The sequence below is a fragment of the Rhizobium aethiopicum genome (assembly GCF_900094625.1).
GTDB classification, from domain to species: Bacteria; Pseudomonadota; Alphaproteobacteria; order Rhizobiales; family Rhizobiaceae; genus Rhizobium; species Rhizobium aethiopicum.
This window is the reverse complement of record NZ_FMAJ01000017.1, coordinates 54,403-79,370: the sequence shown is the minus strand read 5'-3', so window position 1 is coordinate 79,370 and position 24,968 is coordinate 54,403. Positions and strand designations below refer to the sequence as shown.

At 61.7% G+C, this 24,968-nt stretch carries 23 protein-coding genes, 1 tRNA gene and 2 pseudogenes; 8 read left to right on the top strand and 18 right to left on the bottom strand.

The genetic code is table 11. From position 1 onward, the window contains the following. Nucleotides 1-19 precede the first annotated feature (19 nt). The gene (locus GA0061105_RS26735; protein ID WP_008528622.1) at nucleotides 20-457 is read right to left on the bottom strand and encodes a metallopeptidase family protein; all 438 of its coding nucleotides are present in this window, start codon (nucleotides 455-457) and stop codon (nucleotides 20-22) included. A 162-nt stretch (nucleotides 458-619) separates the two neighbouring features. On the opposite strand from GA0061105_RS26735, the gene GA0061105_RS33555 reads away from it, so the two are divergent. The 5 genes and pseudogenes from GA0061105_RS33555 to bfr all read left to right on the top strand — a co-directional run bounded on the left by GA0061105_RS33555 (nucleotide 620) and on the right by bfr (nucleotide 7,412). Beyond that, the gene (locus GA0061105_RS33555) at nucleotides 620-1,573 is read left to right on the top strand and encodes an ImuA family protein (protein ID WP_245304429.1); all 954 of its coding nucleotides are present in this window, start codon (nucleotides 620-622) and stop codon (nucleotides 1,571-1,573) included. 40 nt (nucleotides 1,574-1,613) lie between these two features. Further along, the gene (locus tag GA0061105_RS26730) at nucleotides 1,614-3,032 is read left to right on the top strand and encodes a Y-family DNA polymerase (RefSeq protein ID WP_245304428.1); all 1,419 of its coding nucleotides are present in this window, start codon (nucleotides 1,614-1,616) and stop codon (nucleotides 3,030-3,032) included. Next, nucleotides 3,029-6,475: an error-prone DNA polymerase gene (locus GA0061105_RS26725; protein ID WP_092753856.1), complete on the top strand. Its 3,447-nt coding sequence runs from the start codon at nucleotides 3,029-3,031 to the stop codon at nucleotides 6,473-6,475. The genes GA0061105_RS26730 and GA0061105_RS26725 overlap by 4 nt, the downstream gene beginning before the upstream one ends. A 95-nt stretch (nucleotides 6,476-6,570) precedes the next feature. Then, nucleotides 6,571-6,961 (top strand): annotated as a pseudogene (locus GA0061105_RS26720) ((2Fe-2S)-binding protein). Next, complete coding sequence (bfr, locus tag GA0061105_RS26715) at nucleotides 6,927-7,412, top strand: bacterioferritin (RefSeq protein ID WP_064696427.1); 486 nt, start codon at nucleotides 6,927-6,929, stop codon at nucleotides 7,410-7,412. Before GA0061105_RS26720 ends, bfr begins: the two are co-directional and overlap by 35 nt. 148 nt (nucleotides 7,413-7,560) lie before the next feature. On the opposite strand, the gene GA0061105_RS26710 is transcribed toward bfr, so the two are convergent. The 6 genes from GA0061105_RS26710 to rsfS all read right to left on the bottom strand — a co-directional run bounded on the left by GA0061105_RS26710 (nucleotide 7,561) and on the right by rsfS (nucleotide 13,323). Continuing rightward, complete coding sequence (locus GA0061105_RS26710; RefSeq protein WP_092753854.1) at nucleotides 7,561-8,094, bottom strand: RNA pyrophosphohydrolase; 534 nt, start codon at nucleotides 8,092-8,094, stop codon at nucleotides 7,561-7,563. A gap of 25 nt (nucleotides 8,095-8,119) precedes the next feature. Further along, a complete protein-coding gene (locus GA0061105_RS26705) occupies nucleotides 8,120-9,310 on the bottom strand; it encodes a divergent polysaccharide deacetylase family protein (protein WP_092753852.1) in 1,191 nt (396 codons plus the stop codon). A gap of 77 nt (nucleotides 9,311-9,387) precedes the next feature. After that, nucleotides 9,388-10,710: a S41 family peptidase gene (locus tag GA0061105_RS26700; RefSeq protein ID WP_064696430.1), complete on the bottom strand. Its 1,323-nt coding sequence runs from the start codon at nucleotides 10,708-10,710 to the stop codon at nucleotides 9,388-9,390. Further along, a complete protein-coding gene (locus tag GA0061105_RS26695; protein WP_092753850.1) occupies nucleotides 10,700-12,100 on the bottom strand; it encodes a murein hydrolase activator EnvC family protein in 1,401 nt (466 codons plus the stop codon). Before GA0061105_RS26695 ends, GA0061105_RS26700 begins: the two co-directional genes overlap by 11 nt. Before the next feature lie 179 nt (nucleotides 12,101-12,279). Beyond that, nucleotides 12,280-12,762: a 23S rRNA (pseudouridine(1915)-N(3))-methyltransferase RlmH gene (gene rlmH / locus GA0061105_RS26690; protein ID WP_064696432.1), complete on the bottom strand. Its 483-nt coding sequence runs from the start codon at nucleotides 12,760-12,762 to the stop codon at nucleotides 12,280-12,282. 117 nt (nucleotides 12,763-12,879) lie between these two features. Next, nucleotides 12,880-13,323: a ribosome silencing factor gene (rsfS, locus tag GA0061105_RS26685; RefSeq protein ID WP_064696433.1), complete on the bottom strand. Its 444-nt coding sequence runs from the start codon at nucleotides 13,321-13,323 to the stop codon at nucleotides 12,880-12,882. Nucleotides 13,324-13,533: 210 nt separating this feature from the next. Here rsfS and GA0061105_RS26680 point away from each other — a divergent pair, with 210 nt between their 5' ends. Then, nucleotides 13,534-13,911 (top strand): winged helix-turn-helix domain-containing protein, encoded by a 378-nt coding sequence (locus GA0061105_RS26680; RefSeq protein WP_064696434.1) that lies wholly within the window; start codon nucleotides 13,534-13,536, stop codon nucleotides 13,909-13,911. On the opposite strand, the gene modC is transcribed toward GA0061105_RS26680, so the two are convergent. The 7 genes and pseudogenes from modC to obgE form a co-directional block, all read right to left on the bottom strand. Continuing rightward, nucleotides 13,912-14,979, bottom strand: coding sequence for a molybdenum ABC transporter ATP-binding protein (modC, locus tag GA0061105_RS26675; RefSeq protein WP_092753848.1), 1,068 nt, complete (start codon nucleotides 14,977-14,979; stop codon nucleotides 13,912-13,914). Next, complete coding sequence (modB, locus tag GA0061105_RS26670; protein WP_092753846.1) at nucleotides 14,976-15,677, bottom strand: molybdate ABC transporter permease subunit; 702 nt, start codon at nucleotides 15,675-15,677, stop codon at nucleotides 14,976-14,978. The genes modC and modB overlap by 4 nt, the downstream gene beginning before the upstream one ends. A 266-nt stretch (nucleotides 15,678-15,943) precedes the next feature. Continuing rightward, a complete protein-coding gene (gene modA / locus GA0061105_RS26665) occupies nucleotides 15,944-16,741 on the bottom strand; it encodes a molybdate ABC transporter substrate-binding protein (RefSeq protein ID WP_092753844.1) in 798 nt (265 codons plus the stop codon). Nucleotides 16,742-17,236: 495 nt separating this feature from the next. After that, nucleotides 17,237-17,827: pseudogene (locus GA0061105_RS26660) on the bottom strand (nicotinate-nucleotide adenylyltransferase); the annotation flags it as partial. A 37-nt stretch (nucleotides 17,828-17,864) separates the two neighbouring features. Further along, complete coding sequence (locus GA0061105_RS26655) at nucleotides 17,865-19,148, bottom strand: glutamate-5-semialdehyde dehydrogenase (protein WP_092753842.1); 1,284 nt, start codon at nucleotides 19,146-19,148, stop codon at nucleotides 17,865-17,867. Next, nucleotides 19,141-20,310, bottom strand: coding sequence for a glutamate 5-kinase (proB, locus tag GA0061105_RS26650; protein ID WP_092753896.1), 1,170 nt, complete (start codon nucleotides 20,308-20,310; stop codon nucleotides 19,141-19,143). The genes GA0061105_RS26655 and proB overlap by 8 nt, the downstream gene beginning before the upstream one ends. Continuing rightward, nucleotides 20,297-21,385 carry a GTPase ObgE gene (obgE, locus tag GA0061105_RS26645; RefSeq protein ID WP_064696440.1) on the bottom strand — a complete coding sequence of 363 codons (1,089 nt, stop codon included), beginning with the start codon at nucleotides 21,383-21,385 and terminating at the stop codon, nucleotides 20,297-20,299. Before obgE ends, proB begins: the two co-directional genes overlap by 14 nt. 84 nt (nucleotides 21,386-21,469) lie before the next feature. Between obgE and GA0061105_RS26640 the strand changes: the two genes are divergently transcribed. Continuing rightward, complete coding sequence (locus tag GA0061105_RS26640) at nucleotides 21,470-22,333, top strand: endonuclease/exonuclease/phosphatase family protein (protein WP_092753840.1); 864 nt, start codon at nucleotides 21,470-21,472, stop codon at nucleotides 22,331-22,333. A gap of 92 nt (nucleotides 22,334-22,425) precedes the next feature. On the opposite strand, the gene GA0061105_RS26635 is transcribed toward GA0061105_RS26640, so the two are convergent. From GA0061105_RS26635 to rplU, 4 genes are all read right to left on the bottom strand, one after another. Continuing rightward, complete coding sequence (locus GA0061105_RS26635; protein ID WP_092753838.1) at nucleotides 22,426-23,013, bottom strand: GNAT family N-acetyltransferase; 588 nt, start codon at nucleotides 23,011-23,013, stop codon at nucleotides 22,426-22,428. Beyond that, nucleotides 23,010-23,666 carry a GNAT family N-acetyltransferase gene (locus GA0061105_RS26630; protein ID WP_011427247.1) on the bottom strand — a complete coding sequence of 219 codons (657 nt, stop codon included), beginning with the start codon at nucleotides 23,664-23,666 and terminating at the stop codon, nucleotides 23,010-23,012. The genes GA0061105_RS26635 and GA0061105_RS26630 overlap by 4 nt, the downstream gene beginning before the upstream one ends. Before the next feature lie 125 nt (nucleotides 23,667-23,791). Next, the gene (gene rpmA / locus GA0061105_RS26625) at nucleotides 23,792-24,061 is read right to left on the bottom strand and encodes a 50S ribosomal protein L27 (protein WP_004676172.1); all 270 of its coding nucleotides are present in this window, start codon (nucleotides 24,059-24,061) and stop codon (nucleotides 23,792-23,794) included. Between the two features lie 34 nt (nucleotides 24,062-24,095). Next, nucleotides 24,096-24,413 (bottom strand): 50S ribosomal protein L21, encoded by a 318-nt coding sequence (gene rplU, locus GA0061105_RS26620; RefSeq protein WP_007824851.1) that lies wholly within the window; start codon nucleotides 24,411-24,413, stop codon nucleotides 24,096-24,098. 303 nt (nucleotides 24,414-24,716) lie between these two features. On the opposite strand from rplU, the gene GA0061105_RS26615 reads away from it, so the two are divergent. Further along, nucleotides 24,717-24,806: transfer RNA gene (locus tag GA0061105_RS26615), tRNA-Ser, on the top strand. Nucleotides 24,807-24,968 lie beyond the last annotated feature (162 nt).

The window sequence follows — 24,968 nt, the reverse complement described above, 5'->3', positions numbered from 1 at the left end:
CGTTCTTCCGGACGCGGTGTCAGCGTTCCGCGGCTTCCTCGGCGCTGGCCTCGATCCGCTCCATATCATCGTCGCTCAGCCCGAAATGGTGGCCGATCTCGTGGATCAGGACATGGGTGATGATATCGCCGAGCGTCTCGTCGTTCTCAGCCCAGTAATCGAGGATGGGACGCCGATAGAGGCGGATGCGGTTCGGCATCTCGCCGGTTTCCACCGTGAAACGTTCGGAAATACCTCTGCCCTCGAAAAGGCCGAGCAGATCGAAAGGGGTTTCCAGCGCCATGTCCTCGAAAACGTCGTCATCAGGGAAATCCTCGATCTCGATCGTGAGGTTGGTCGTCAGCTGGCGGAATTCATCCGGCAAATGGCTATAGGCTTCCATGGCCAGCGACTCGAAAGTGCTGATCGTCGGCGCATGGCGGTCTCGCCAATCATCGCTCTGGTCTATGCGGGCCATGAATATTCCTTCCTTTGCGGGCCCATATAGAACCTTTGCTGCCGTTTTTCGAGTGTGGAATCAAAGGCAGGAATAAATTCATAGAAAATGGTTGTTGACTCTTCTCCGGCTCTCTGGAATCCATAAGAACATAACAGGAACACGACGGACGGAGTAAACGCCATGGCGCAGAACGCCCTGGCGCGCGAGCGGCTTTTTGCGCTCCGCGAAACCATAGCCAAGCTGGAAGGAAAGCCTGCGCCGGCGCTTGCGGCAGTGGAGCGGGAAGCCCTGGCGTTGGGGAAGACTGGGCAGCAGGATACGAAACGCGATCGGCGCGGATGCCTGCCGTTTGGCGTGACATCGCTCGACGAAGCGATGGGAGGCGGGCTGCCGCTCGATGCGATCACGGAAATCCGTTCCGCGCTTTTCCGGGATGCAGGGGCCGCCTGTGGGTTCGCCCTTGCGGCCGCAGCGCTGCTGCAGCGGGTGGAGGAGGAGGCGGGCGACCGTTCGCCGATGCTCTGGATCGGCGATGCAGTCTCGACGATCGAGGCCGGCCTTCCCTATGCGGTGGGTCTTCAGGATTTCGGCTTGCAGCCCGGGCGTTTCGTGCACGCTTCGCCGCGCAAGCTCGATGAGGCGCTCTGGCTTGCAGAAACCGCGGTGGAAAGTGGCGCCTTTTCGGTCGTCATCCTGGAGATCAGGGGCAATCCTGCGCATTTCGGCCTGACCGAGAGCCGGCGGCTCGGTTTGCGCGCCAAGGCGGCCGGCCGCCCGCTCTTCCTGCTTCGGCAGGCCGGAGAGGAGGAGGCAAGCAGCGCCGTCTTTCGTCTTCTGGCCGAGCCCGCGCCATCCGGCATGCGGGCTCTGCCGGATGGATCGAGGCTTGCCGGCAGCATCGGCAATCCGGTTTTTCGTCTCAGCCTGGAGAAGAGCCGCAACCCGGCTTCGCTCTCCCTTCTTCTGGAGTGGAACCCCCATGAACGTCAGTTTTTCCCCGTCGGCGAACCAAGGCACGCTCTTACTCCAGACGAACGGTCAGCGTATCCTGGCGCTCAGCTTTCCGCATCTTTCGACGGACAGGATCGCCCGCAGAAAATGGGGCCTTTCCTGGCGTTTGAAAGGGCGTCCTGAGGCTGCGCCGATCGTCTGTGCCGGAAAGCACGAGAATGCCATGCGGCTGACGGCGCTGGACGAGACCGCCGAAGCCTTGGGCCTGAAGAGGGGCCAAGGTGTCGCGGAAGCGCGCGCCATGCATCCGAAGCTCGATATTGTCGAGGAGGACCCGACCGCCGACGCGCGGCTGCTCGAAGCCATCGCCGACTGGTGCGACCGCTATACGCCTTTGGTGGCGATCGACGGACCGGATGGGCTGTTCCTCGACATCAGCGGCTGCACCCATCTTTTCGGCGGCGAGAGAGCGCTGTTGAAGGATATTCTCATGCGGCTTTTCCATATGGGGCTCGACGTGCGCGGCTCGATCTCCTCATCACCCGGCCTTTCCTCGGCCGTCACCCGTTTCGGCAATGGCGGTGTCGTCGAAGACGAGGAGATGGAGGATGTGCTGGCGCCGTTACCGGTTGCCGCACTTCGATTGAACGAAGACACCGTGGCGTCGCTGAAGAAGCTCGGGCTGAAATATATCGGCGATGTCATGAACGCGCCACGGGCGCCGTTGACCCGCCGTTTCGGAGCGAGCCTGCTGCTGCGGCTCGATCAGGCGCTCGGACATGACGAGGAACCGGTTTCGCCGCGGCTGCCCGTCGCCAGCCTGTCGGCCGAGCGGCGGCTGGCCGAGCCAATCGGCACCGAGGAGGATATCCTCGCCCTTGCCGGCCATCTCGCCATGTCGCTGAAACCGTCCCTGGAAGCGCGCGGCGCCGGCGGCCGCGCTTTCGAACTCGTGCTCTTTCGGGTCGACGGTAGGGTTTTCCGGATCGCCGTCGGCGCTTCGCGGCCGCTCAGGGAGCCGAAGCAGATCGCGGATCTCTTTTCACAGCGCCTGCAAGCCATTCATGACGATCTCGATGCCGGCTACGGTTTCGAGATCCTGCGGCTGAATGTCGTGCGCCATGAGCCCTTCGAAGCGACGCAGGGAGATTTCGACGGCGGCCGGCAAAGAGAAATTTCGCTTGCGGCTTTCGTCGATCGCGTCTCGGCCCGCCTCGGCGCGGACTGTCTGCAAGGTTTTCAGCTTCGCGAGAGCCATGTGCCGGAACGCGCGGCGATTGCAAGTCCCTTGATGGAAGGTTCTCCCACGCGACCCAAAGGCGGGGAAAGCCGTCTCTCCCCCTCCCGCAGCGAACGGCCCTTGCGGCTTTTTGCCAGGCCGGAACCGGTGGAGGCTTCGCTTGCCGAAGTTCCGGAAGGGCCGCCGCAAAGTTTCCGCTGGCGGCGCGTGCAGCATCAGGTCCTGCGCAGCGAAGGTCCGGAACGCCTTGCCATGGAGTGGTGGATCGATGGCGCCGATGCCAGGACCCGTGACTATTTCCGGGTCGAGGACAATGCCGGGCATCGCTTCTGGATCTATCGCGAAGGCTTCTATGGCGAGGAGCCGCCGCCGCGCTGGTTCATGCACGGGGTTTTCGCATGAACAGGGCGCCGGCATTTTTCGAGATCGGTGCGCGCACCAATTTCTCCTTTCTGGAAGGCGCTTCGAAGCCTGAGGAAATGGTGGTGCAGGCTGCCATGCTGAAACTTTCCGGTCTTGGGATTGCGGATCGGAACTCGGTTGCCGGTGTCGTCAGGGCGCATGCGCAGGCGCAGGAGATCGAAGAGAAATTTAAGCGAAGGCATGAGAAGAACCTCCATGACAAAGAGGAGAAAATTCTCGATCCTATCCGGATTCAACCGGGCGCCCGGCTCGTCTTTTCGGACGGAACCCCCGAAATCCTTGCCTATCCCCGGAACAGGCAGGGTTGGGCGCATCTCTGCCGTTTGCTGAGCGCGGGAAACCTGCGGGCAGAAAAAGGATCCTGCCTGCTTTACGAGGCGGATATCATGGAATGGGGAGACGAGATGATGCTCGCCCTTGTCCCCGATCCGTCGGTTGCCGGCGAAATTTCCGGCGAGCAGGAATTGGAAGCCTGTCTCGAACGTTTCCGAGAACGCTTCGGCAAGGCATTTCACATGGCGTTGGCGCCTGCCTACGACGGCCGCGACCGGCCGGTTTTCGCAACGCTTTCCATGATCGCCGCGCGCAACGGCATTCCTGTCATTGCGACCAACCAGCCGCTCTATCACCATACCGACCGCCGCCCGCTTTCCGATATCGTCATCTCGATTCGGGAACACGTTCCTATTGCCGAGGCAGGATTTCTTCTTGCTCCGAATGCCGAGCGTTATCTCAAGGGCCCACGTGAAATGGCCCGCGTTTTCCGGGATTATCCGGAGGCGATCGCCAATACCCAGATGTTTTTCGGCAGGCTTTCGTTTTCGCTCGATGAACTCAAACACAATTATCCGCCTGAAAACGATCCCGGCGAAACGCCTTACGAAACTCTCGAGCGATTGACGAGGACAGGGGCTGCAAAGCGTTATCCGGATGGTGTCCCCTCCGAGATCCAGACCCAGATCAACTATGAACTCAACCTCATCCGGGAGAAGCAATACGAGCCGTATTTTCTGACGGTTCACAAGCTCATTCAGCATGCGCGTTATGAATTGAAGATCCTGTGCCAGGGCCGCGGTTCCGCGGCCAATTCGGTCATCTGCTACTGTCTTGAGATCACGGAAGTCGATCCGACCAAAAGCACGTTGCTTTTCGACCGCTTCATCTCGATGGACCGCGACGAGCCGCCTGATATCGATGTGGATTTCGAGCATGACCGGCGCGAAGAGGTCATCCAGTACATCTACAGAAAATATACCAAGGAGCATGCCGGGCTGACGGCTGGCGTCACCACCTATCGCACCCGTTCGGCCGGCCGCGAGGTCTCCAAGGCCTTCGGGCTTTCGGAGGATGTCCAGTCGGCGATCAGCAGCCTGGTCTGGGGATGGTCGGAGGATAATCTGTCGGAGCGGGATGCCAAGGCGGCGGGGCTCGACATTTCGGATCCGGTGACATCAAACGTTCTGCGTTATGCCTCCGAGCTTCTCGGCTTCCCGCGCCATCTGACCCAGCATGTCGGCGGCTTCGTCATCACCCGGGACCGGCTCGACGAGGTCGTGCCGATCATGAAGACGGCGATGCCGGATCGCTACATGATCGAGTGGGACAAGGACGACCTCGACAATGTCAGGATCCTCAAGGTCGATGTGCTGGCGCTCGGAATGCTGACATGTCTCAGAAAAGCTTTTTCATTGCTCGAGCTGCATTACGGCGTCAAGAAAACCCTTGCCGATCTTGGCAACAGGGAACACGGAGACGAGGGCGTACCGGTTTATGACATGATGTGCCGGGCCGACACGCTGGGCGTCTTTCAGATCGAAAGCAGGGCGCAGATGAGCATGTTGCCCCGGCTGAAGCCCCGACGTTTCTACGATCTTGTGATCGAAGTGGCGATCGTCCGGCCGGGGCCAATTCAGGGCAATATGGTTCATCCCTATCTGACGCGGCGGGAGCAGTCGCATTCTCCCGGCTTCAGGATCGACTATCCGAAAGACGAGATGATCCCGATCCTCAAGCGGACGCTCGGCGTGCCTCTGTTTCAGGAGCAGGCGATGCAGATCGCGATCACGGCGGCAGGATTCTCGCCTGCCAAGGCCGATCGCCTGCGCCGTTCGATGGCGACCTTCAAGCGGTTGGGAAAGGTCAACGCGTTCAAGGACGACCTGATCAACGGCATGACCGAGAGAGGCTATCCGAAGGATTTCGCCGAACGCTGCTTCAGCCAGATCGAAGGCTTCGGCGAATACGGCTTTCCCGAAAGCCATGCGGCTTCCTTTGCCCTGCTGGTCTATGCCTCGTCCTGGATCAAGGCCTATTATCCCGACGTCTTTTGCGCTGCCATGCTCAACTCGCAGCCGATGGGCTTTTACGCACCGGCGCAGCTCGTTCGTGATGCCAGGGAACACGGGGTCGAGATCCGGCCTGTCGACATCAACAGATCCGATTGGGATTGCCATCTCGAAGAGGCGGTGTTCGACAGAAATGCCGTCGACATGCGGCACGCCGACATGCGAGACATCATCAGGGCAAAACGAGCCGTCCGTCTCGGTTTTCGCCAGGTCAAGGGGCTCTCCGAGAAAGCGCTGGAGAGCCTTATCGCCCACAGAGGCGATGGTTATGGCTCGGTTCGTGATCTTTGGCTGCGTTCCGGCCTCGACAGAGCCGATATCGAAAGGCTGGCGGATGCCGATGCCTTCGGTTCGATCGGACTGTCGAGACGTGAGGCGCTCTGGGCCGCAAGAGCGCTGGATGCAAAATATGCTCCTGAAAAATTGCCTCTGTTCGACAGAGTGAACCATATCGATTTGCAGGTCGAACCGACGGCCAGCCTGCCTGATATGCCGCCGGGTGAGCAGGTGATCGAGGACTATCGCTATCTGTCATTGTCGCTGAAGGCGCATCCGGTGTCCTTCCTGCGGGAGGAATTCCGGAAGATCGGCATCACCCGGAATGTCGATCTCCTGACGGTGCCGAACGGAAAGAGGGTGACAATCGCCGGTCTGGTACTGGTGCGCCAGCGACCGGGATCGGCCAAGGGCGTCATCTTCATGACGCTGGAGGATGAGACCGGCGTCGCCAACGCAATCGTCTGGAGCAAGATATTCGACAAATACCGGGCAGTGGTCATGGGTGCCCGGCTCGTGAAAATCCGCGGCAGGCTGCAGAGCCATAGCGGCGTAATCCATACGGTCGTCGAGCATATCGAGGACATGACGCCGGCGCTTGGCATCCTGCAACGCGAGGCCCGACGTTTCGCCGCCTGCGAACGCGCCGACGAGGTGCTGAGGCCAGGGGTCGATCCACTGCAGAGGAAGCTTGCAACCGCGCAGGAGAGGACGGAAATGGAAAGGCGAACGGGAGGCGCGGGCCATGTCGGTGCGACCGAAACCGCCGAGGTCATGCCGCGCGGGCGGAACTTTCATTGAGCGGTCGGATCGACTGGGGCATGTTCTCATCTTGCGATCGCCGCACAATTAATCTGCAACAGGCTCCACCCATCGCCTGCAATCGATGCCGCCGGATTCAAATTTTTTTCTTGACAGCTACCGTCTTCTTTAGCAGAAAACACGATAGTCAGTGTCATGTTTGGAAATGAAGACGTGCTTGTCTGCAGCTGCAATTATATAACCGACAAGGAAATCCGGGAGGTTATCACCGACCTTCTCGACGAAGATTGTTGGCAGCTTATCGTGCCTGCGAAGGTCTATCACGCCATGGAAAAACGCGGCCGTTGCTGCGGCTGTTTCCCCAACGTGGTCGACATTATTATCCGGACGACCGAGGAATATCACGCCCGTCGCCACTCGACGGAAGCCGAAATATTTGATTTCATGTCGCGCTTGAAGCAATTCCATGAGGAAAACAGGAGAGCGGACATTGAAAGGCGACAAAAAGGTCATCGAGCGGCTTAACGAGGCATTGTTCCTCGAACTCGGTGCCGTCAACCAATATTGGGTTCACTACCGTCTTCTTGAGGACTGGGGCTACACCAAGCTCGCCAAGAAGGAACGCGCCGAATCCATCGAAGAGATGCACCATGCCGACCGGCTTGTTGCGCGCATCATTTTCCTCGAAGGCCATCCCAATCTGCAGACCCTGGCACCGCTGCGCATCGGCCAGAACGTCAAGGAAGTTCTGGAAGCCGATCTGGCCGGCGAGTACGACGCCCGCACGGCCTACAAGAAGTCGCGCGATATCTGTCATGAGGCCGGCGATTACGTTTCCATGAAGCTTTTCGAAGAGCTGCTGATGGATGAGGAAGGCCATATCGATTTCCTCGAAACCCAGCTCGATCTGCTCGAGAAAATCGGCGAAAGCAAATACGGCCAGCTCAACGCCGATTCGGCCAACGAGGCCGAATAAAATCGCTAAAAGATACCGGCCGTCCCGAACGGCCGGTATTCCCGATCTGATATCGCCTGATGCAATCCAGTCGCCAAGCATTCGCTGAATACACTGGTCGCTCTTTGCTCCTGCCTTCCGAACGCGAGACGGGGTCGGTTTGCCGTAATCACTGTTCCGACTGCAGCGTTGCCAGGTGCTGGAATTCGGCGATCACCTGGTCGTAGACGGCACGCTTGAAGGGCACGATCAGGCCTGGCAGTTCCTGCATCGGTTTCCACTCCCAGGCATCGAATTCCGGCTCGTGGCCGCCAGGCGGCGGGTTGATGGCAATTTCATTTTCTTCGCCTTCGAAGCGGAAGGCGAACCAGCGTTGCGTCTGGCCGCGGAATTTTCCTTTCAGCCCGATGCCGATCAGTGCCGGCGGCAGATCATAATTGATCCAGTCCCGCGCTTCGGCGAGCAGGGTCACCGTCCTGATGCCGGTCTCTTCGTAAAGTTCGCGATAGGCGGCATCCAAAGGATCTTCGTCTCTGTCGATGCCTCCCTGGGGCATCTGCCAGAGCTGCGGTGAGCCGTCATATTCGGAATTGCCGTCGGGGATGCGTCGCCCGGCCCAGACCAGGCCATTGCGGTTCAGGATCATCACCCCGACGCATGGGCGATAGGGCAGATCCTCGGCTTTCACGTTGGCCTGGCTCATCTTCTTCTCCGTTCAGGACATCATCTCAGGGGTTTCTGGGATCGTTCGAAAGCGCCGCGACGCCGACGATCTCGATGCCGCGCATCGAAGCCTCCTCGCTCCACTTGGCAATGGCGTCGACGCTTTCGTCAAAAGCCGACGCGATGCCGATCGCCTGGCCGTTCTTGCGAGCGATGCGTTCGAGCTCGTCGAGCTTCTTCAGGATGGCGTTGACATCGAGCTGGCCGTCGAGCTGCAGATCGGCAAAGGCATAGGGCAACTCCGTCCCCTTTGCGACATCAGCCGTTTTCGACTGCGCCGACGTGCCGTCGTCGAGGAAGATCAGGCCGCGCTTGCCGATATCGCGCATCACCGGTTCCATAGCGGATGGATCGGAGAGGAAACGGCCGCCGAGATAGTTCATGATGCCGGTGTAGTTGGTGATCTCGCCCATCGCCTTGTGCAGGTTCTCGATATTGCGGGCGACCGGCTTGCCCGTCAGCAGGGTCTCCGGACCCGGATCATTGGCCGGGTAGTCGAACGGTTCGAGCGGCACCTGCAGCAGAATCTCGTGGCCGCCGCGGCGGGCTTCCTGCATCCAGCGCTGCAGGCTGTTGCCGCTTGCGGCAAAGGCGAGGGTGATCTCCTCCGGCAGTTCGGCAATGGCGCGCTGCGTTCCTGTCTGGCTGAGTCCGAGGCCGCTGACCACGATAGCAACACGGATGCCGCGCGCTTGGGATGAGGGGCGGGCATATTGGTCCATCGGCCGCCGGCCGTCCGGGCCGACGATCGGCAGCCTGCCAAAGGCGGTCTCTTCAAGCAGGGCTTCATTGGGTTGGGCTGCCATGCGCGGATCCTGGCCGATCTGCATGGCATCGACCAGCACCGGCCCGCCGCCGTCGCGCGGGCGGGGACTGTATTTGGTGACGACGGAGCCGTCGCCGGTAACCATCTGCTCGACATTGGCGCCCGAGCGCGGATCGGCGCGCGGCATGCCGTCGGCCGCCTGATTGGCAGCAGTCGTCGGTGGCTTATTGGAAGGTTGGATTGCTGCCTGTTCGGCCGCCGGCGGTTTGGCGCGCTCCAGCCCGTCGCCACGAAAGGCGGTATAGAGAGAAAAGCCGCCTATCGTGAAAAGGCACAGACTAGCGGCGATACGGCCGAGGCGCAGCACACCCGGGCGCCGGCTGCCGGTTTTGCGGTTGCGCCCCAACGGCGCATGCAGGTCCGTTCCCAATTTTCTCGCCCGCTCCAAAACCGGGAAACAGCTGAAAGGGTCAAGGCCGGGCGAGTGCCCGGCCTTGCAATGATCGATTACTTGGCGACGACGGCCTTGTCAGGGTTCGGCGGAAAGGCCGGATCGGTCTTCTTGCCGCGCAGGAGGTCGAGCGCGTAATTCAGCTGAACGTCGTCCTTCGGATCCGGCGGCACATAGGCGACGGAGCCCGAACCTTCGTCGGTCTCGCTCTGGCCCTTGATGTGGCCGCGCAGGCTGGATTCGCCTTCGGTTACCATCTTGCCCTGCAGTTCCTCCGGCAGCGGCTCCTCGACCTTGATGTCAGGGGTGATGCCGGTGCCCTGGATCGAGCGGCCCGACGGCGTGTAATAGAGCGCCGTGGTCAGGCGCAGTGCGCCGTTTTCCCCGAGCGGGATGATCGTCTGGACCGAACCCTTGCCGAAGGAGCGGGTGCCGAGAATGGTAGCGCGGCGCAGATCCTGAAGGGCGCCGGCAACGATTTCCGACGCGGAAGCCGAACCGCCATTGATCAGCACGATCACCGGCTTGCCATCGGTCAGGTCGCCCGGGCCGGCATTGAAGCGGCGGGTTTCATCGGGATTGCGGCCACGCGTCGAAACGACCTCGCCACGCTGCAGCAGGGCGTCGGAGACGTTGATCGCCTGGTCGAGCAGGCCGCCCGGATTGAGGCGCAGGTCAAGGACGTAACCCTTCAGCTTGTCGGCCGGAATGGTATCCTTGATCTTCTTGATCGCCTTTTCCATGTCGGGATAGGTCTTTTCGGTGAAAGAGATGATGCGGAGGTAACCGACATCGTCCTCGACGCGCGACTTGACGGCCTGGACGGCGACGACGTCACGAACGATCGTCAGCTCGATCGGCTTGTCGGCGCCCTTGCGGATCAGCGTCAGCTTGATCGGCGTGTTGACGGCGCCGCGCATCTTCTCGACGGCGTCTTCCAGCTTCAGGCCGCGCACGGACTGGCCGTCGATCTCGGAGATGTAATCGCCGGCGAGAACACCGGCCTTGGCGGCGGGCGTATCGTCGATCGGGGTGATGACCTTGACGAGCTCGTCTTCCATCGTGACTTCGATGCCGAGACCGCCGAATTCACCCTTGGTCTGGGTGCGCATGTCTTCGGCATCCTTCGCATTCATATAGCTCGAATGCGGGTCGAGCGAGGAAAGCATGCCGTTGATGGCGTTCTCGATCAGCTTGTCTTCGGCCGGCGGTGTGACGTACTGCGCGCGCACGCGTTCGAAGACGTCGCCGAATACCGACAGTTCCTTGTAGGTGGAGGATCCGGCTGCTTCTGCCGGCACACCTGCCGAGTAAATGACGCTCATCGCGGTCGCACCCATCAATGCGCCGACCAGAACAAAAGAAGCCCTACGAATCATTGCGTGCCTTTCCAGTGTCCTTGGCGGTCCACCACGGTCGGGAATCGACCGGTTTACCGTCTTTTCGAAATTCAATGTAAAGCGTTGGCCGGTCCGTTTCCAGCGCCAATGCAGTCGCGCTTGCCACTCTTTTCGCGCCCATCACGGCGAGCGGCTCGCCGGAGAAAACGAATTTTCCCTGACGGGTATTGATCGTATCCATTCCCGAGATCACCAGGTGATATCCGTCGCCCGCGTCGAGAATGATCATCTGGCCGTAACTGCGGAAAGCGCCGGCGAAAACCACCAGGCCGTCTGCCGGCGCCGTCACCACGGTCTCCGGGTTGGTCGCGACCGTCATTCCCATGGCTTCATGGCCGGTGCCGTCGGCGTCGCCGAACTGGCGCAGGATATCGCCGGCCACGGGCAGCTCCAATTTCGCCCTCAATTCTGCGAAGGGATATGCGGGCGCAATGCGGTTTTTATCGGGCACGCCGCTCTCGGCCAGCGCCTTCGCCTGAGCCCGCTGCTCGTCCGTCAAGAGCTTGCGGTTCTCCTCGGCCTGGCGGGCGGCGGCGGCGGCTTCGCGGACGGAAGCGATCTCGGATTCCATCGAGGCGACGAGGCCTTCGAGGCTGGTCGCCTTGCCTGCCAGTTCCTCCGAGCGTTTCCTTTCGGCCTCCAGTTCGGCGGCGTTGCTGCGGCTGAGCTTGTCGTTTTCGGCAAGCAGCAGGTCCATGCGCCGCTCTTCCTCGATGCCATCGGTCATCGTCGCCGTCAGCCGAGCCTTCTCGGCGGCGCTTGCCGTCTGCAGGGCGGCCAGGCTTGCGAGATCGGCGGCGAGTTTGTCGGTTTCCTTGCGGATGCCGGGCACGACGGCACCCAGCAGAATGGCGCTGCGCACGGAAGCGAGCGCGTCGTCGGGGGTGACGAGCAAAGCCGGCGGCGGATTGCGGCCCATGCGCTGGAGCGCCGCCAGCACCTCGGCCAACAGGCCGCGGCGTTCATGCAGGGAACGGCGGATGCCATCCTCCTTGACGCCGAGATCGGCGAGCTTCTTCTCGCTCTCGAGGATCTGCCTTTCCAGCCCCTTGCGGCGGGCGGCGGAATCGATCAGCGCCTGGCGAATGCTTTGCGTGCTCTTTTCCAGATTGGCGATGCTCTGCTGGAGTTCGCTCACCTTGTCGGACGACAGGCTGATGGTCTTCGACAGGGTTTCAAGCTCAGCGCGGGTCTGATCCCGTTTGGCGGCGAGTTCGGCGGCCGGATCGGGCGGCGGCGGCAAAGCTCCCGGCGAATTCGAAGAGGGTGCCGCTTGCGGGGCGGCATCCTGAGCCCGGACCGAAAACGGGCTGGTCGGCACAACGATGGCCGCAACACCGAAACCGACAGCAAGTGCCGGCCCAATCATGTGGTGTCGCCTGGTTGGAGTCGTCGTCATGCGTGTCCGGGCACTCTCTCAAATCGCGCGGAGACTAAGCTGATTTGGCACGCTTTGCCAGAAAGTTTGCGGGAGAACGGCGGCCTGCGCAAAACACGGCTGCGTGACAATGCGACGCATGGCGCAAAGGTGCTGCCGGACTGCAATGGTCAGGCGCGGTGATAGGGGTGGCCGGAAAGGATGGTGACGGCGCGGTAGAGCTGCTCGGCGATCAAGGTGCGCACCAGTTGGTGCGGCCAGGTCATTTTGCCGAGGCAAAGTGTGGCATCGGCCCGGTCGTAAAGAGCGGGATCAAGGCCGTCGGCTCCGCCGATCGCGATCGTCAGCTCGCGTTTACCCTGGTCGCGATAGCTGCCGAGCAGGTTTGCGAAGGCTTCGCTGTCGAGTGCTTTGCCGCGTTCGTCGAGAAGAATGAGAACGCTGCCCTCCGCGAGCGATTTCAATAGCATCGCCGCCTCCTCGCGCTTGCGGGTTTCCGCATTGGAGGCGCGGCTTTCAGCGACTTCGGCCACACGCGTGAACTCGAGACCGACCGCGGAGCCGGCTTTGGCAAAACGGTCGAGGTAGCGGGCCACAAGATCCTTTTCGGGGCCGGACTTCAGCCGTCCCACTGCAAAAAGACCAACTCGCATTCCCCGCTCCTGCTCACGACGGCGTTTCAGGCGCACGACGCACCGCAGCCGGCTTTACATGTTTCCCCGGCCAGTCAACTGCCGCATCTCAGGCGCCGGACGATGCCGGTTCGCCTGTCAGTGCCGTGTTTCTTCATCCATATCCGGAGCCGCCCACATCTTCTCGATGTTGTAGAACTCGCGGATTTCGGGACGGAACACATGCACGATGATGTCACCGGTGTCGATCAGGATCCAATCGCCGCCTTCCTGACCTTCGACGCGGGCCGTACCGAAACCTTCGTCCTTGAGATCGGTGAGCAGGTGATCCGAGATCGCCAGGACATGCCTGTTCGAGCGACCGGAGACGACGATCATGTAGTCTCCAAGCGCCGATTTTCCGGCAATGTCGATGGTGACGATATCTTCAGCTTTGGAGTCCTCAAGGCTGGTGAGGACGGCTTCTAAGGCGCGGGCAGCGGCATCGGCGCCACGTTCCGCACTCTTCGGGACAACGGCGAGCGTTTTTCCCTTGGCGTGTACTGTTGTCAGTTTTTTCCCTTTCCTGGAATGACAAACCATGCACAACACAGGATCCGATGACGACCGGATCATGGTTAAGATAGGCATCAAACCATCAATGTTTCAAGACGCGCTAACGTACGGAACGTCCGAAAACCCAATCTTACGTTAGAATTAAAGAATATTGCCGCCGGAGCTGCTTTTTCCGGGCGGTGTACAGTTTCCATGCCGCAGCGTAAAGTGCGGTAAATTCCACTATCCTTGGCTTCGATGACCGACTCGACTGCAAAACTAATCGTTCCCATCTTGCGAATCAGTTTTCCGGATGAGGATCGTCTCGGTCACGGCAAGATGGAACTCCTGGAGCATATCCGCGAGACCGGGTCGATTTCGGCGGCGGGACGGGCGATGGACATGTCCTATCGGCGCGCATGGCTGCTTGTCAGCGAGATGAACCGGATGTTCTCAGAGCAGGTGGTGGAATCGCAGCGCGGCGGGCAGAAGGGCGGCGGCGCGGCGCTGACGCCGTTCGGCGAGGAATTGCTCGGTCGCTTCCGCCGGATGGAAGAGACGATGCGAGAGAGCCTCGCCGAGGATCTCGCCTGGCTCGAAAGCAGGCGCAACCTGCAGCCGGGCAAGCGCAGCTGATCAGCCTTCCAGGGCAACCGTCTTGATGATGGCGAAGACAGATTTGCCAGGCCGAAGATCAAGGCGCTCGCAGGAGAGCGCGGTGATGCGCGAGAGAACGGCATCGCCGCCGCAATCGAGCCGGATTTCGACCGTTCCGTCTTCATCCGGCGACATGTCTTCGATGCTGCCTTCAAGAATGTTGAGCGCGCTGAGGCCCTCCGGCCTTGCGGTCGCCAGCATGACGTCGCGGGATGCAATGCGGATGCGGACCGGTCTGCCTGGCGCAAGGGCGGCACCGGGAATATGCAGCCGGCTGGATTTCAGCGCGACGACCGACAGGCGGTGATGGGCGTCGAAGCTCTCGACGGTGCCTTCGAGCAGCGCGCCCGCCTCTTTCCGGTCGGAGGCCGCAGAGGGGCGGCTTAAAATGTCGATGGCGGGGCCGGTCGCTTCCACCTTGCCGTCGTGCATGACGACGACCTGGTTTGCCAGCCGCGCCACCTCGGCGATCGCATGGCTGACATAGACGATCGGGATTCGGGTCTCATCACGCAATCGCTCGAGATAGGGCAGGATCTCGGCCTTCCGCGCCTCGTCGAGGGCGGCGAGCGGCTCGTCCATCAAGAGCAGGCGGGGGGAGGAGAGAAGGGCGCGGCCGATCGCGACGCGCTGTTTCTCGCCGCCTGAAAGCGTCGACGGACTGCGATCGAGCAGCGCCTCGATGCCGAGCAGGTCGACGATGCGGTCGAAGCTCTCGCCGTCTGCTCTCCTCGGCGCGAACCAGCGGCCGTAGGAAAGATTGGCCCGAACGCTCAAATGCGGGAATAGCCGCGCCTCCTGGAAGACATACCCGAAACGGCGGCGATGCTTCGGAACGAAGATGCCGCGGGCAGTCTCGGTCAGGGCTTCGCCATCGAGCATGACACGGCCCTCGTCGGGCCGGGCAAGGCCGGCGATGATACGGATCATCGACGTTTTGCCGGAGCCGGAACGGCCGAACAGCGCGGTGACGCCGCGCTCCGAGGTGAAGGCGGCATCGAGCGAAAAGGCGCCGAGCCTCTGTTTTGCATCGACGATGAGCGTCATTCCGGATCGATCCTCCGGCCGGCGAGGCGGGCAAGGAACTCGGAGGCAAGCAGAGCGGCCATGGAAATAACGATGGCGACCAGCGTCAGCCGCAGCGCGCCGGCATCGCCACCCGGCACCTGGGTGAAGGTGTAGATCGCCGCCGGCAGCGTCTGGGTCTCGCCCGGAATATTGGAGACGAAGGTGATCGTGGCGCCGAATTCGCCCATGGCCTTGGCGAAGGACAGGATCATGCCGGCAATGATGCCGGGCAGTGTCAGCGGCAGTGTAATCGTCAGGAAGACCCAGGCGGGGCCGGCGCCGAGCGTTCCGGCCGCCTCTTCCAGCCTGCGGTCAACCGCTTCGATCGACAGGCGGATACTGCGCACCATCAAGGGAAACGCCATGACGGCGCAGGCGAGGGCGGCGCCCGTCCAGCGGAAGGAGAAGACGATGCCGAAATATTGCTCGAGCAGGCTGCCGATCGGACCGCGGCGGCCGAAGAGGATGAGGAGAAGGAAGCCGGTGACGACGGGGGGAAGGATCAGCGGCAGGTGAACGACGCCGTTCAGCACCGACTTGCCCCAGAAGCGGCCGCGGGCCAAGAGCAGGGCAACGAGAATGCCGAGCGGGAGGCTCGCCAGCATGGCGACGATCGAGACGCGCAAGCTGAGCAGGATCGCCGTCCATTCCTCATCGCTCAAGCCGAATATATTCAAATGCGATGGTCTCCTGGAAAATCCGATGTCACCCGACGCCTGCCCCTCATCCGCCTGCCGGCACCTTCTCCCCGCTCGCGGGGCGAAGGGGAATCGCTGCAACCCCTCCGTCCCTCGGCAACGTCTCGCTGGGCACGTCCCCTCTCCCCGTTTACGGGGAGAGGGTTAGGGTGAGGGGCAGCCATTGACTAGAACCGGACAGAAGGCTCGCTTAAGTGAGCTTCACGCTAAGCTGTCGATGTTGATTCCGCAATCAATTCAGGTCATCACTTCAGAATGGTGAAGCCCTGCGCAGTGAAGAAGGCGGTCGCCTTATCGGATTTCAGGAAATCGAGATAGGCTGCGGCATCCGGGTTCTTGCTCTCGGCAAGGATTGCGATCGGATAGATGATCGGTGGATGGGAATCGGCCGGGAAGGTGCCGACGACGGCGACACCCTTATCGGCGGCCGCGTCGGTCTGGTAGACGATGCCATAGGGCGCTTCGCCGCGGGAGACGAGGGCAAGGGCGGCGCGGACACTTTCGGCGCCGGCGACCTTGCTTTCCACAGAGGTCCAGAGCCCGAGTTTTTCGAGGGCGGCCATGGCGTATTTGCCGGCGGGAACGGATTTCGGCTCACCCATGGCGAGCTTGCCATCACCCAGCAACGCGGCAAGATCGAAATCCTGCTTGATCTCGACCGGTTTTGCCTTGTCCTTTTCGGTCACGAGCACGATGCGGTTTCCAAGCAGGTTCGACCGGCTGTCCGGCTTGATGAGGTCCTTCTTGGCGAGGTAATCCATCCAGTCGAGGTCGGCCGAGATGAAGATATCGGCAGGAGCGGCGTTTTCGATCTGTTTGGCGAGCGCGCCGCTTGCGGCATAGGATGTAACAGCTTCCTTGCCGCTTTGCCCATCCCAGGCGGCGTTGGCGGCATCAAGTGCGTTCTTGAGGCTTGCCGCGGCAAAGACTGTCAGCTTTTCGCCGGCCGCGGCCGGCACCGGCACCGGCAGCGCTGCCGCGCCAAGCCAGAGTGCCGCGATTGCGACGGTTGCCCGTTTCATCCATCGGCGGCGGTTCTGCATGCCTTTGCTCCCAGGGCTCGAAATATTTTGACGAATATAACGACATTCACGTCTTGGCTAGGGATATATCCGTAAAAATATAACGATTTTCGGCGAACGACTGGCTCCGCCATTCACGAAGTGCATGGCTTTCCGGAAAAGAAAAATATCCGAGGGATGCGCAACAGACCGAGAATGCAAACCGGCGAGCCAAAGGACCGAAGTAGTAGAACCTATTTCATCGGTCTGCCGAGAAAAGCGGCAGCGTTGCAAGGATACTCACTCGAGTATTGCATCATCGGCATTGCTGCATTGCACAAATCGATATTCAACTTCCTGCGGAATATGGTACAACACACTCATCGAAACGGCTGTCTCCTCCTCCCATAGCCGTTCGACAGGATCGGCAACACTCCTCCTCCCAGTTGTCGATCGAGTTTATAAGCCCGACGGATCTCCTCCCCCGTCGGGCTTTCTCGTTTCTGGATGTCTCTGCAAATCAGCCTGCTCGGCGTTGTCCGGCAGTGCGCCGCCGTCGCGGATAGCCGTCGAGCTCAGGCCGGAGCGCGGCCCGTGGATGAAGGTCCAGGCTGGCGCCCGCTTCTTCCAGAGAACGCGCGCGTCGTCCTCGTCGATGCGGGCGAAATCGAAGGTGCGCGTCATTTTCGAGGAGAGATAGGAGAGCGTTGCGCCCGGCCGGTCGATCACCGCGATCGGAAAGGTGCGGGCGATGTCCTGCCATTTCTGCCATTTGTGAAAGGTCTGCAGGCTGTCGGCGCCCATTATCCAGATGAAATGCACATGCGGATTACGGGCCTTGACGCGGGCCAGCGTGTTGGCGGTGTAACTGACGCCGAGCGCCTGCTCGAAGGCCGTGACCTTGATGCGCGGATCGGCGGCCATATGCTCGCTTTCGGCAATGCGCTCGGCAAGCGGCGCGAGATGATTGCGACTTTTCAGCGGGTTGCCGGGCGTCACCATCCACCATAGCTGGTCGAGACCGAGCCGCTTGATGGCGATTTCGGCGACGAGCGCATGGCCCTCATGCGGCGGATTGAACGACCCGCCGAACAGGCCGACGGCCATGCCGCGCTCGCTGTGCGGCATACGGAGATAACGTCGGTCCAGCTTTTCCGTCGTCACGTCAGGGTCGGGTCTGGCCGGCACCGCGCACCCGGTATTTGAAGGAGGTGAGCTGCTCGACGCCGACGGGGCCGCGGGCATGCATCTTGCCGGTGGCAATGCCGATTTCCGCACCCATGCCGAACTCGCCGCCGTCGGCGAATTGCGTCGAGGCATTGTGCAGCAGGATCGCCGAATCGACTTCGGTAAAGAAACGTTCGACGACAGCAGGATCCTCGGCGATGACGGCCTCGGTGTGGTTCGAGGAATAGTTCTGGATATGGGCGATGGCGCCCGATATGCCGTCGACGACGGCAACCGAGATGATCGCGTCGAGATATTCGGTCGACCAGTCCTCCTCGGTCGCAGGCTTCATGCCTGGCGCGACCTTCAGCACCGTCGCCGAGGCACGAATCTCACAGCCGGCGTCGGTCAAAACCTCGAGCAGCGGCGTCAGATGCGTGCCGATCGCCGCGCCGTCGACGAGCAGGGTTTCGGCCGCGCCGCAGATGCCGGTGCGGCGCATCTTGGCATTGACGACGATCTGCTTGGCCATCTCGATATCGGCCGATGCGTCGACATAGATGTGGCACAGGCCTTCGAGATGAGCAAAGACCGGCACGCGGGCCTCGCTCTGGACGCGGGCCACCAGGCTCTTGCCGCCGCGTGGCACGATGACGTCGATCGCGCCCTCCAGGCCGCGCAGCATGGCGCCGACGGCGGCACGATCGGTGACCGGAACCAGCTGAATAGCATGCTCTGGAAGTCCAGCGGCCTTCAGGCCTTCGACAAGGCAGGCATGGATAGCTTGCGATGAACGGCGCGAATCCGAGCCGCAGCGCAGGATAACCGCATTGCCCGCCTTGAGGCAGAGGGCGCCAGCATCGGCAGTGACGTTCGGCCGGCTTTCGAAGATGACGCCGATAACGCCGAGCGGTGTGCGAACGCGTTCGATCTTCAGACCGTTCGGCCGGTCCCAGGCAGCGATGACTTCGCCGACCGGATCGGCAAGGGCGGCAATGGCGCGGATCCCTTCGGCCATCTCGGCAATGCGCTTGTCGTTCAGCGTTAGCCGGTCGACGAAGGAGGCAAGCGTTTCGCTGCCTTCGATGTCCTTCAGATCCTTGGCATTTTCGGCAAGAATATGCGCCTTGCTCGCCAGGATCGCATCGGCCATGGCGTTCAGGCCCTTGTTCTTCGTCTCGGTGGACGCAAAGCCCAACGGTCGCGCCGCAGCCTTCGCCTTGCGGCCGATGTCGTTCATCAGCGCGTCAATGTCAGGGCCTGGCGCAACGGTATCAAGCATAGCTCGCGTCCTTCTTCTGCCTTTCCGATTTCGACCGGATCTGCGCGGTCATCACCATGTCGTCGCGGTGAACCATGGCGGCGCGTCCGGCATAACCGAGGATCGCCTCGATCTCTGCCGACTTGCGGCCGGCGATGCGGCGGGCATCCTCGGCGTCGTAGCTGACAAGGCCACGGGCGATTTCGCGGCCTTCAGGGCCGATGATCGCCACGGTGTCGCCGCGGCTGAAGAGGCCGGAAACGCTGCGAACGCCGGCGGGAAGCAGGCTCTTGCCGGCGCCGAGTGCCGTGACGGCACCGTCGTCGACATGCAGTTCGCCTGCCGGCTGCAATTGTCCGGCGATCCAGGTCTTGCGGGCGGTAACGGGCGTGCCCGAAGGGGCGAACCAGGAGGAGCGCGCGCCGTTTTCGATCGCCGACAGCGGGCTCTCGGTCTTGCCCGAGGCGATGATCATGGCGCAGCCCGAGGTGGTCGCGATCTTGCCGGCATCGATCTTGGTGCGCATGCCGCCGCGCGAAAGCTCGGAGGCGGCGCCGCCGGCCATCGCTTCGATCTCCGGTGTGATTTCGGCAATCGTCTCCAGGAAGGCCGCATTCGTATCGAGATGCGGCGGCGCGGTATAGAGGCCGTCAATATCGGAGAGAAGGATGAGCAGGTCGGCGCCGGTCATCGTCGCCACGCGGGCGGCGAGACGGTCGTTGTCGCCATAGCGGATCTCGCTGGTCGCAACCGTATCGTTCTCGTTGATGATCGGCACGGCGCCGATCTTCAGCAACTGATTGATGGTTGCGCGCGCATTGAGATAGCGGCGGCGCTCTTCCGTATCGCCGAGCGTCAGCAGGATTTGGCCGGCGACGATCTCGTCGCGCGACAGGCTCTCCGACCAGGCGCGCGCTAAGGCGATCTGGCCGACGGCGGCGGCAGCTTGGCTTTCCTCCAGTTTCAGTGCGCCCGAGGGCAGGTCGAGCACCGAACGGCCGAGCGCGATCGCGCCTGAGGAGACGACGAGCACGTCGATCCCCTTGGCCTTCAGGCTCGCTATATCGGCGCACATGGCGTCGAGCCAGGCCTTCTTCAGCCCGGCCTTGCGATCGACCAAGAGGGCAGAGCCGATCTTGATGACGATGCGGCGGTAGCGGCCGAGCGGCTTACGGCTGGTCATCGGCCCCATCCTCGTCCTTGCCGTCGTCACCGACGACCATGTCGCGATGCCGGAGTTTCGGCGCCTTGGCCGGCTTCTCCTCGGCATTGTTCTCGACGATGATGTCGCGCAGTGCGCGCAGAACCTCGGTCATGCCCCGGCCGGTGACGGCCGAGATCTGGAAGGGGGTCTTGCCGCAGGCCTTGGCCAATTCCTTCGTTTTCTTCTTCAGTTCGGCCTCGTCGAGCACGTCGATCTGCGACAGCGCCACGATCTCGGCCTTGTCGGTCAGCTCGTTGCCATAGGCTTCGAGCTCGTGCTTGACCGTCTTGTAGGCCTTGCCGACCTTTTCTTCCTGGGCGGAGACAAGGTGGAGCAGCACGCGGGTGCGCTCGACATGGCCGAGGAAACGGTCGCCGATGCCGACACCTTCATGGGCGCCTTCGATCAGGCCCGGAATATCGGCAAGAATGAACTCCCGTTCGTCGATCGTGGCAACGCCGAGATTGGGATGCAGCGTGGTGAAGGGGTAGTTGGCGATTTTCGGCCGGGCGCGGGTAACCGCCGCCAGGAAGGTCGACTTGCCGGCATTGGGCATGCCGACAAGGCCGGCATCGGCGATCAGCTTCAGTCGCAGCCAGATGGTTTTTTCCTCGCCGGGCAGGCCGGGATTGGCCCAATCCGGTGCCTGATTGACCGAGGTTTTGAAATGGGCATTGCCGAAGCCGCCATTGCCGCCATGGGCGAGGCAGTAACGCTGGCCTTCCTCGGTCAGGTCGCAAATCATCGTTTCCCGGTCTTCCTCGAAGATCTGGGTTCCCACCGGGACCTTCAGCGTCACGTCGCTGCCGTTGGCGCCGGTGCGGTTGCGGCCCATGCCATGGGTGCCGATCGTCGCCTTGAAATGCTGCTGGTAGCGGAAATCGATCAGGGTGTTGAGGCCGTTGACGGCCTCGACCCAGACGTCGCCGCCGCGCCCGCCGTCGCCGCCGTCGGGCCCGCCGAACTCGATGAACTTCTCGCGCCGGAAGGAAACGCTGCCAGCGCCGCCATCCCCGGATCGGATATAAACCTTTGCTTCGTCGAGAAATTTCATTTTACTTCCAGTATTCGGTGGCGGTTGGACGGCCCGTCTTGGCCCATTCGATATAGGCGGTTCCGACGGAGGTCAAAGATTATCGTGAATTTCGTGAGCTATAACATACAGTACGGCTTCGGTCTCGACGGCCGATACGATCTGGCGCGGATTGCCGCCAGCCTCGAAGGCGCCGATGTCATCGCGCTCCAGGAGGTAACCCGCGGCTTCTGGCGCAATGGTTTTGCCGACATGGTGGCCGACATTGCTGCCTTGTTTCCCGACTATTTCTGGGTGTATGGGCCGGCCTGCGACACGCATGTCGAGGGTGATGAAAGCGGGCTGCGGCCGCGCGGCACCCGATTCCAGTTCGGCAACATGGTGCTGTCGCGCTGGCCGATCCTCTCGACGCGAACGCTGCTGCTGCCGCGCAGTCGGACGATCGGCAAGATCAACCTGCAGCGGGGCGCAACCGAGGCGCTGATCGCCGCGCCCAGGGAAGCGGTCCGTCTCTACTCCGTTCATCTCGACCATGTCTCCGCCGACGAGCGCATTCGCCAATTGCATTTCTTGAATGCGCGCATCAACGCCTTCGTCCAGGAGGGCGGATCGCTGACGGGGGGAAGCGAGCTTGACCTGCCGGAGCCGCCGCTGCCGGAGGATTATATCATCATGGGCGATTTCAATATGGAGCCCGAATCGTCCGAATATTGTGCGCTTGCCGGTGCCGGCGGCGGATATTACGGCCGTGTCGCCAGAATCGGCACGCCGGTCGATGCCTTTGCGGCGCTCAAGGCTTACGTCCCTGAGAGCTACAGCTGGATGGATCCCGAGGATCACGGCAAACGCATGCATCTCGATTATTGTTTCGTCAGTTGCGGCCTGGAGGGCCGGTTGAAATCCGCCCGGATCGACACGCAGTCCGTCGGTTCCGATCACTTTCCCGTTTGGGTCGAGATCGGCGATTGACGGAGACGCCGCCGAGCCGGCGGCGTCTCCTCTTGTCTATGAGAGCACGACGTTGTCCGAAAACCGCTCACCGTTTTTGGCATCATCCTCGGTTATGCGACCTTGCGCGGCTGCAGCGCGCCCGGCTGCAGCACGGTCTCGATATGCGAGACCATGGTGTTGCGGGCGAAACAATAGATTTCGCCGCAACCCGTCATGCGGAACCCGAGCTTCTCCTGCAGCCGCAGCGAAGCCGGGTTGTCGGCGAAGACACCGGAATGAACAGGCGTCTCCGGCATGCGGCGCGAGAAGCGCTCGATGATCGCCGCCACCGCCTCGCTCATATAGCCGCGCCGCCAGTAGTAGCGGTTTAGCCAGTAGCCGAGGTGCCAGCGGCCGTGGCGCAGCTCGATCGAGACGTTGCCGATATGGACATCGTCCTTGCAGGTGATCGCAAGCGGCCAGTCCGGCAGGGCGCCAGAGGTGACCGGCACCAGCCAGTCCAGCGCATCCTGCCGATCGAAGGGCGCGGGCACGCGGGAGAGCATGCGCGTCACCGCGAAATCGGAAAGCGATTCCGCGATGGCAGGCGCGTCGCTCAGCCTGTGCGGGCGGAGCGTCAGCCGGGCGGTCGAGATAACAGGCGCGGGACCGGGCATCATCGACTTGATATCCGGCCTTTGCAGTGCCGACGTGCTCATGCGATGTTCCCCCAGCTTCGGAGCGACATCCAGGTCTTGCGATCGAGCCTGTACCATTCCACCGGCACGTTGCTGCCGAGCGCCAGCGAGGCGGCAAGCCCCGATCCCTGGAACTGGAAGCCGCACTTCTGGATGACGCGCCGCGAGGCGACGTTCATCACCCGGCAGCGGGCGTCGATCTGATCGACGTCCTGACGGGTTCTGAATACCATATCGACCAGGGCATGGCAGGCCTCGGTCGTATAGCCCTGGTTCCAATAGGGCTCACCCAGCCAGTAACCGATCTCGACGGTCTTGCCGTCGCTATGCGGTTCGACGCCGCAGCACCCCATGAAGGCGCCGTTTTCGGCTTTGGTGATGGCATAGACGCACTTGCCAATCTCGCCATTTCGCGAACGCCAAACAAAGTCGGCGGCATCATTGGCGGTATAGGGGTGCGGCATACGCGATACCATGGTGGCGACTTTGGCGTTGTTGGCGAGATGGGCAAGGGCGTCGATGTCTTCTTCGTGGGGCGCGCGCATGACGAGCCTTTCCGATAACAAGACAGGGCAATCGGTCCTTAACCGCTCCGGCCTCAGCCGCTCCTTGGAAGACCGCTGGTCTTCCCGGGAAGACCGTGATTGGTCTACCCTTATCAATTCGCCTTGCATGTTCAGTCCTCCTGTTTGGACAAAGAAAAAGGGGAGATGGCGCCCCATCTCCCCTGTTTTCTGGACTGAACCTGGTACGGCCAGCCGGGTCGATGAGACGCCGGCTGTTTTTGAGCGCTACCGGCTTATTCCGCTGCTTCCGCTTTCGGCATGACAGACACGTAGACGCGACCGTTGGCCTTCGTTCGGTAGTCCACATTGCCGGCGGTAAGTGCAAAGATCGTATGATCCTTGCCGAGGCCGACGTTGGAACCGGGATGCCACTGCGTACCGCGCTGACGCACGATGATGTTGCCTGCGATGACGGCTTCGCCGCCGAACTTCTTCACGCCAAGGCGCTTGGATTCGGAATCGCGACCGTTGCGCGAGGAACCGCCAGCTTTTTTATGTGCCATTGGAGTTCTCCTTTAAACCTGAAACCCGTTGATCTTACTTGGCAGCCACGATGTCCGTGATACGGACGACCGTGTGATGCTGGCGATGGCCGCGCGAACGCTTCGAATTCTGGCGACGACGCTTCTTGAAGGCGATGACCTTCTTGCCGCGGGTCTGGTCGACGACTTCCGCCTTGACGGAGGCGCCGGCTACGAAGGGCGCACCGATCGCCGCGTCGGCGCCTTCGCCGATCACGAGGACTTCGGTGAATTCAATGGAGTCGCCAGCGGATGCTTCAAGCTTCTCGATGGTCAGCACGTCGTTGGCTGCCACACGGTACTGCTTACCGCCGGTCTTGATGACTGCGAACATTTTTTGTCCTTTCATGTTCGTTCCGGCGCTCCCCGCAAGCAGCAGGTGGCCGTCTTTTTATCAGTCGAAGTTAAGCAGGGATTTCAGGGAACTAGCCCGGAACTCTGGTCTGCCGGTGAAACCCCGCGCGAGCGCGAGGCGGGCAAGGGGCGGACTACTCCACTCCTATTGCGAATGCGGGATACGCGAGTGACGGAAAGGTGTCAAGGCAAAAGGATGGAAAAGCTTGAGATTTCGGCTTGCCAACCTGTCGTCCGCCCGTTATGAGAACGCCCGCGCCGAACAAGCGCCGACCAAGACCGCGGAGAGGTGGCAGAGTGGTCGAATGCACCGCACTCGAAATGCGGCATACCTGCAAGGGTATCGTGGGTTCAAATCCCACCCTCTCCGCCATCTGGACTTGATCCAATACCAGGCTCCCTCCAATGCGATTCTCGGGGACTGCGGCGGTTTTTTCGCCAGCAGCGGACGGCGGTCTTAATCGCCAGCGCCGGCAGGAACGACCTCACACGCTTGACGCCGGCTTTGCAATTGCTTTGCGACTGCTAGGCGAAC